Raw genomic sequence first — 6,137 nt, 5'->3', positions numbered from 1 at the left:
ACCAGCAAATGCGCGGCCAATGCTTCGATGGCTGACCAGTGATCGAGTACTAGCCGGGCCGTGCGATCTTCGATCCGCCTCCAACCGGGGCGGCGCGGCATCAGGAACCGCAACTCACCATAGATTCGCTTGGCATCCGCGTAGTCGCTGCTCCCCTCATTCGCGTCGGACGCATTCATCGCCATATCGCGCGGGTCCAGATAGCCTTCGAATGCGGATTCTGCAAAAGGACCTGCCAGACACATAACTATCTCCCGGATCGCACCATCGCGTTCCAAATATCGATCCATATCGTCCTCGAAAATCGGCTTTCGCTTCGAGGTGAACCCTTGCGCTGAATAAAAAGCGTCGCCCATGACAACACCATGGTAATCCCCGTCACCGGGCTCGGGGTAAATACTAACACTTGAGAAAGCAGGGAATTCACGGTCGTCGTCGAACATCTGACGCTTCAAAACGATGGCGGCCACCGCGTGCCCGGCTTCGTGGTGCGCCACAAGCGGGAGAGGTTCGGAGGCTACATTCATGGGGTGCGGCTCTCAGGTCTAGTTTGCTTTTGCGCATAGGACCGCAACCGTCGTGCCAACTGGGAAAATCGTTTCGGACAATGCGATCGCTCCGATAGCGTTGTGTCTCCTGTCTGACATGGTTGGGAAGTCGACACGCGCCCGTCGCAATGAGGTCGACCTTCCGCGCGAGTTGGGTGACCCGTGAAGGCGGCCGACCAGGACGATGTTGCGCTGATCGGCGACGAAGGCGCCGCCGGGCGAGATCGCGCATCAGGGGTTCGGTGACCGGCGTGTCGGCGAAGTCGAAGTCGTCGATGTCCTTGGCCAGCGGCAACTTGGCGACGGCGAACTGGTATTTGATGGAGCGGGCCTGCTTCTCCGATATCTCGGCTTGCAAGAGATCACCGACGAGTCCTGGGCGGCTCGTGCCGTGCTTGATGGCGACGCCCATGATCTCGTCATAGGCGCTGCGCATCCCGTAGAGCTTCAGCGCCCCCATCAGTTCCAGAACCTCGGTGCGTTTCCGTTTGTCCTCCTGAGACTGTCATAGCGGGCGCAGTCGGCGACCGGCTCGTGAGCCAGCGGCAGGGCCTGGGGAATGGAAAGGATCGTGCCCGGCGCCGGATCGCGGCTGCGGGCCAGGATGTTGAGGATCACCGCCGCCGAACAGACGCCATGCTCGAGCGCTTCCTGGCAGGCGCTCTCGACCGCGCTCAATCCGTCGGTCAGGACGCAGGTGAGGATCGACACCATCTGCCGGTCGCCGTCATCGGCCGCCCCTAGCTTGCGGCGCACCTTCTCCATGGTTGATGGCAGAACCCATTCCCGGAAAGGCGCGCCGTTGCGCAGGCCGTCCGGTTTGCGGGCCAGCACCGGCACGTAGTGCCAGGGATCGTAGACGACCTCGTTGCGGCCGAAAGAGCGTGCGTGCTCGCCGACGACCGCGCGATCCTGGCGGATGACGATGCGGTCGGCATAAGCATGGATCTCGACCGGCCGACCGACGGCGCTCGACAGCACCGAGTATTTGTTGTTGTCGAAGCGCACCGTGCAGGTCTTCGACACCGACGCGGGAATGCAATGGTAGCCGTCGAAGCGACCGGCATAGGGAATGAAGCTGGCGCGTTCTTCTTCGAATACGTCCCAGATCGTGCGCTCACCCTGTTCGGGATGCCGACGCGCCTTGGCATTAGGCAACGCATTTGTCGTCCAGCCAGCCGTTGAGATCCTCCAACGTCTTAAAGCGCAGCCTCGGTGTGAAGAAGCGCTCGCGCACCAGCCCGACCTGGTTCTCGACTTGCCCCTTTTCCCAGCCGGCCGCCGGTGTGCAGGCCTCCGGCTCGACAAGGTAATGCCCGCACATCTGCGCAAAGCGGCGGCTGTAGCGGCGGTCCCTGCCGATGAAGATCGCGTCCACCGCCGTCTTCATGTTGTCGTAGATGCCGCGCGTGCAGGCGCCACGGAAGAAGGCGAATGCCCGGTATGCGCGTCGAACACCATCTTCTGCGTCTCGCGCGGATAGGCCCTCACGAAGAACATGCGGCTGTGAGAGCCGCATGTGCGCGACCTTCACTGTCACGCCGTCGAGCAGGACGATCTCGTGACTCCAGTCGAACTGGTAGGCCTCGCCAGGTGCAAAACTCAACGGAATGTAGGCCTCGGCCACGGCGCTGCCGCGATCCGCCGCCGAGCTCTGCGCATGCCGCCACCCCGAACTGTAGCTGCCGTCATAGCCGAGGCCGCGAAGCTCCTCGAAGATCCGGATCAGCGTCAGCCGCTCCCGCTGCGGCTTGGCCGCATTCGCCGACAGCAGCCGGTCCAGCGTCTCACGCCAAGCTCCCATGCGGGAATAGGGCTGGTGCTTGCGCTCGTAGCGGAACTCCGTCTCCTCAGAACGCAGGACCTTGCGCACCACCTTGCGCGAGATCTTCAGCTCACGGCAGATCGCTTTGATCGACTTCCCCTGGACCAGCGACAGCCGACGTATCTTTGCAATCGTCTCCAAAACCAACATCCAAAACACAAATGCCTCCGATCAAACCGGAGGCATCTTGATGACCCCATCGTTAAGGGTCCCGTTTGGACGAAAATCACCCCTTAAACAGCGTCCTCATTCACGAAAAATCGATGCACTACCTTCCAAAGCTGAGAGAGATCGCCACCGACCGCTTTGAAGGGGCTTTCGGCGGTCTCGTCAGCGAGGTTGTGGCATGAAGAAACATCAATCCATCGCAGTGGGCCGAAGCATGCCACGGGCTCATGCCGCGGAGAGCGGGAAGATATTGTTGAAAGAAGCGGTCTCCGACATCAATACCGACAGGATCGGCAGCTTTCTCACGTCACTTGAGGTCGAGCGTGGCAGTTGCGACCCGCAATGCAAGGCTGGCGGCGATGCATACCTTAGCGCGGTTCCTGATCTCGGAGCACCCGAATAATATGGATACGCTGCAACTGGTGGTGACACTTCCCTTCAAGAGGGCGCGCGGGTGGCACCTGTCGAATATCTCGAAGAGCCCGGAACTCAAGAGCGTCCTGGCGCGCATCGACCGCCGCACGCCTTCTGGACAGCGGGATTACGCTCTGTTTTCGCTGATGTTCAATACGGATGCACGAGTTCAGGGATCCTGAATCTTCGATTGTGACCTTCGTCTGGTATCGCCCTGTCCCGCCGAGCAAAGCAACGACCGCCCCACACTGCTCACCCGGTTCGGTGTTCGATACTTGCTGCGCACACATGGCTGCGGGCGAAGGAACCACCCTGGCGGAAAAAAAGCATCCATCATCGCCCTTTGCGGGACACGACGGCCATCCACCTCGTCAAAACGGGTGTTGACATCGCCACCATCAGTCGATGGCCAGGCCACTCGGGCTGAAACTAACGATGCGGTATAAGCGCTCGAACAAGTCTTCCCCGACGTGATGTCATCGGCAAAAGATCAGACGATCATCGCTTTGATGGCTGGATGTTTGGCTGGCTGCACCGCTTGTAGACGCTCTGTTATGTGGAGTTGTATCGCGGGAAGTCGCGCGTCTTGGGCTTTTGCGGTTTCAGCTCCACATCTCTCCGCAGTGCACGTTGTCACTGTTGAAGAGCCGTTTGTTCAATCTTCGTCCTGGCACGGCAAGGGTTGTCAAATTGTGGGCGTCTTGCGCTTGCCGAGCTTGTCCGAAACCCAGCGCCGGATCAGGCGTGAACACTGTTGCGTAGTTCGTCAGCCAGAGCGCGGAGAACGTCGGCGCTTCCTTCCAGCGCCGTAAAAGCGTAGGGATTGAGGAACTGTCGGCCCCAGAACAGATTGCGATCTGTGCCGGATAGCGTAGCTTCCTCGCTGACACGCGGCCAATTCTCCGCAATGCATCGAAGCTGGCCTTCAACAATCGCAAGAGCTTCCGGCGCGCTGAGCAGGAAGTGATGCGCGGCTTCAAGGCAGGACGCTATCCGGCTCATGCGGTTATTGCCGCTGATGAGCATGGCCTGGCTGGCCTCCTGGCCACTGCGGGCCTGCGGACAAATATCGTACGCAGGCGTGAGGGTGAGCTTAGCCCCGTCCCAGAATGCCGCATGGTTGCGGGCATGATCGTCGGTATTGCCGCAAAGTATGTTGAAGACAATGCGGCTGAACAACTCGCGCAGAGTTTCCGACGGCGCGGTGAATCGGTGGCGAATGATCTCCGCCAAATCCTGGTAGCTGGCGTAACGCGCCATCATCTCATCGAGTGCGAGCATCGTCAGCGCTGAGACCATGGATTTGCGTTGCCAGCCGCCCCTGACCTTGATCCGGTCGAATCGCTCGACGAGCAACACGTCGTTGCCTGCGGCGCGAACGAGCGAGACGGATGCCGCTCTGATGCCGCACAAGGCGGCAAGCCGCATGGCTATGAATTCTCCTTTGACGACGCTGTAAAGGTCGGCAGACGAGGAAAATTTCGCGACATGCTTGACGGCGCCGTCCTCGATCAGCGCCTTTGGCCTTGCGCCGCCGATCGAGCTGCCGTGATGCAGCGCCTGATCTAATTCGGGGGTGAGCGGAATACCTTTCTCTACCCGCTCCGCCGATTGGACAAGCTCTTCGAGAGTGGCATTGGCCAGTGCGCGCGGCTCGTAGTTCGTGGGCGAAAACTGAAAATCGAGCGCGCCGATGCGGTCCGAGCCTGATTCCAGCAAGAACGTCAGTTCTGAAATATCGAGCCGCGCGATTTCATCGCCCTTCACACCGAATTTGCGGTTTAGGATAACCCGTCGTCCCCAGGCATCAGGGGCAGCATCGCGGATGCATCCCGGCATGGTTAGGCCAGGAAGCAAAGGCAATTCGCCTGCCTTCAGGGGCAGTTCCGGGAGATAAAGCGGGATCGCGCTGCCCAGTTCACGAAAGCTCCTGCCATAGTTGAAGCTGACGAGTCCGTCATGGGCATATAGCCGCCCGGCGACAACCGGCGCGGTCTCGCCCGGCAGCCAGACCCAGACATAGGCTTCGTCGTACTTAGGGACCTTAGAACTCATCGACGATCTGCTTGCCGGCCTTGTAGACGTGCTTCGGCAGCAGCGCGATGCGATCGTCCATGCGGCCTGTGAGGGCTGTGATGCCATTGCCGTCGGCATCGAACAGCTTCACACCGACAATGGCAGCAGCTTCGAACATCAGTCCGATTTCGACTTTGGGATCGCCCTTCTCGATGCGCTGCAGGGTGCTGCGTGAAACACCGATTCTCTCGGCTAACTCCTGTGCGGTTAACCGGTGCTGCATCCGGCCAAGCCGGACGGTCTTACCGAAAAGGCCAAGCGCTTCCATCGCGTAGCGCGAATAGGTGCGTTTATGCGTTGCCGTCATTCGGGTCTCTGTGACCTATACATGATCCATATCGCCTTCTTTCGGCCCTTATATAGGTAATGTCACAGAGCGACTGCCAAAGTCAAGACTCCGTATTGTATGACCCTAATTCCCCTGATTCGGCTTTGTATGCAGCAAGAGTTCGCATCACGGCTACGTTCGGAAAGCGAGATAGAATGCGACGGGAGACGCCGGCGTTACCCATCCGAACGAGGAAGGCGGATATTGCCGACGGCTCCTGCACAACCGGCCAGCTCTGCGCGCCTCGGGCCAGGCGGAGATCTGGCGCTGGATGGCGGACAGCCATGAGACGCCTCGCATGAGTCGCCAAGCGCGATGAAGCGTTGCGGTCTTCGTCGCGCGCAACGGCGAAAGCGTGCAGGAGGATGGCTCGGGTCAGGGTGGACAAGCATCTGGGTAACATTTTGCTTCTGGAGGACGGGACGAGTCCAGGTTGGCCGCTGCTCAAGGCGCTGGCTCCGCAGCAGAGCGGAGGAACTGGAGGGTCTGGTCCGGCGTCGAGGCACGGCGCAAGGCCTGCCGCGAGGGCTACTGGCCAGCGAGAGGATTTAGAACAAGGAATTGCCTTACCTTGGTGCAACGCCCAACACGGGGCACATTGCGTCGGCGCTTTGCCGAACAGTTGTCGCGGTGCTGGGCGCCTCCAATCTGACCTTCGCCTTTGCCAGGTCCAGCCAGAAGCTGCCGGACTGGATCGAGGGCCAGGTGCGGGCGCTCGCCTTCTTCGGCGGCGTCACCAGGGCGATCGTCTGCGACGCCTTTGGCAGGCGCACGTGGG

Annotated in this window: 6 protein-coding genes and 2 pseudogenes; 2 read left to right on the top strand and 6 right to left on the bottom strand. The window is 60.4% G+C overall.

What is annotated here, in order from left to right; all coding sequences use genetic code 11:
- The 4 genes and pseudogenes from EN914_RS01415 to istA all read right to left on the bottom strand — a co-directional run.
- Positions 1 to 527: hypothetical protein (locus tag EN914_RS01415; RefSeq protein WP_164778640.1), on the bottom strand; the 527-nt coding region annotated here is incomplete at its 3' end.
- A gap of 192 nt (positions 528 to 719) precedes the next feature.
- Positions 720 to 1,008: pseudogene (locus tag EN914_RS01410) on the bottom strand (ATP-binding protein); the annotation flags it as partial.
- Positions 1,008 to 1,706 carry a Mu transposase domain-containing protein gene (locus EN914_RS01405; protein WP_127218625.1) on the bottom strand — a complete coding sequence of 233 codons (699 nt, stop codon included), beginning with the start codon at positions 1,704 to 1,706 and terminating at the stop codon, positions 1,008 to 1,010. The pseudogene EN914_RS01410 and the gene EN914_RS01405, both read right to left, overlap by 1 nt.
- Positions 1,699 to 2,514 carry an IS21 family transposase gene (istA, locus tag EN914_RS01400; protein WP_164756507.1) on the bottom strand — a complete coding sequence of 272 codons (816 nt, stop codon included), beginning with the start codon at positions 2,512 to 2,514 and terminating at the stop codon, positions 1,699 to 1,701. Before istA ends, EN914_RS01405 begins: the two co-directional genes overlap by 8 nt.
- A 350-nt stretch (positions 2,515 to 2,864) precedes the next feature.
- Here istA and EN914_RS01395 point away from each other — a divergent pair, with 350 nt between their 5' ends.
- Positions 2,865 to 3,137, top strand: a complete 273-nt coding sequence (locus EN914_RS01395; protein ID WP_127218629.1) for a hypothetical protein — start codon at positions 2,865 to 2,867, stop codon at positions 3,135 to 3,137.
- A 556-nt stretch (positions 3,138 to 3,693) separates the two neighbouring features.
- On the opposite strand, the gene EN914_RS01390 is transcribed toward EN914_RS01395, so the two are convergent.
- Positions 3,694 to 5,010, bottom strand: coding sequence for a type II toxin-antitoxin system HipA family toxin (locus EN914_RS01390; RefSeq protein ID WP_024505832.1), 1,317 nt, complete (start codon positions 5,008 to 5,010; stop codon positions 3,694 to 3,696).
- Positions 5,000 to 5,299, bottom strand: coding sequence for a helix-turn-helix transcriptional regulator (locus tag EN914_RS01385; protein WP_245497796.1), 300 nt, complete (start codon positions 5,297 to 5,299; stop codon positions 5,000 to 5,002). Before EN914_RS01385 ends, EN914_RS01390 begins: the two co-directional genes overlap by 11 nt.
- A 642-nt stretch (positions 5,300 to 5,941) precedes the next feature.
- Between EN914_RS01385 and EN914_RS40095 the strand changes: the two are divergent.
- Positions 5,942 to 6,115: pseudogene (locus EN914_RS40095) on the top strand (IS21 family transposase); the annotation flags it as partial.
- Positions 6,116 to 6,137 lie beyond the last annotated feature (22 nt).

Source organism: Mesorhizobium sp. M7A.F.Ca.CA.001.08.2.1 (assembly GCF_003998455.1).
GTDB classification, from domain to species: domain Bacteria; phylum Pseudomonadota; class Alphaproteobacteria; order Rhizobiales; family Rhizobiaceae; genus Mesorhizobium; species Mesorhizobium ciceri.
The sequence above is the reverse complement of the archived record's forward strand: the minus strand, read 5'-3'. Positions and strand labels throughout refer to the sequence as shown.

Coding starts and splice junctions, on each gene's coding strand:
- EN914_RS01390 (WP_024505832.1), bottom strand. CDS start 5,010: ATGAGTTCTAAGGTCCCTAAGTACGACGAAGCCTATGTCTGGGTCTGG.
- EN914_RS01385 (WP_245497796.1), bottom strand. CDS start 5,299: ATGGAAGCGCTTGGCCTTTTCGGTAAGACCGTCCGGCTTGGCCGGATG.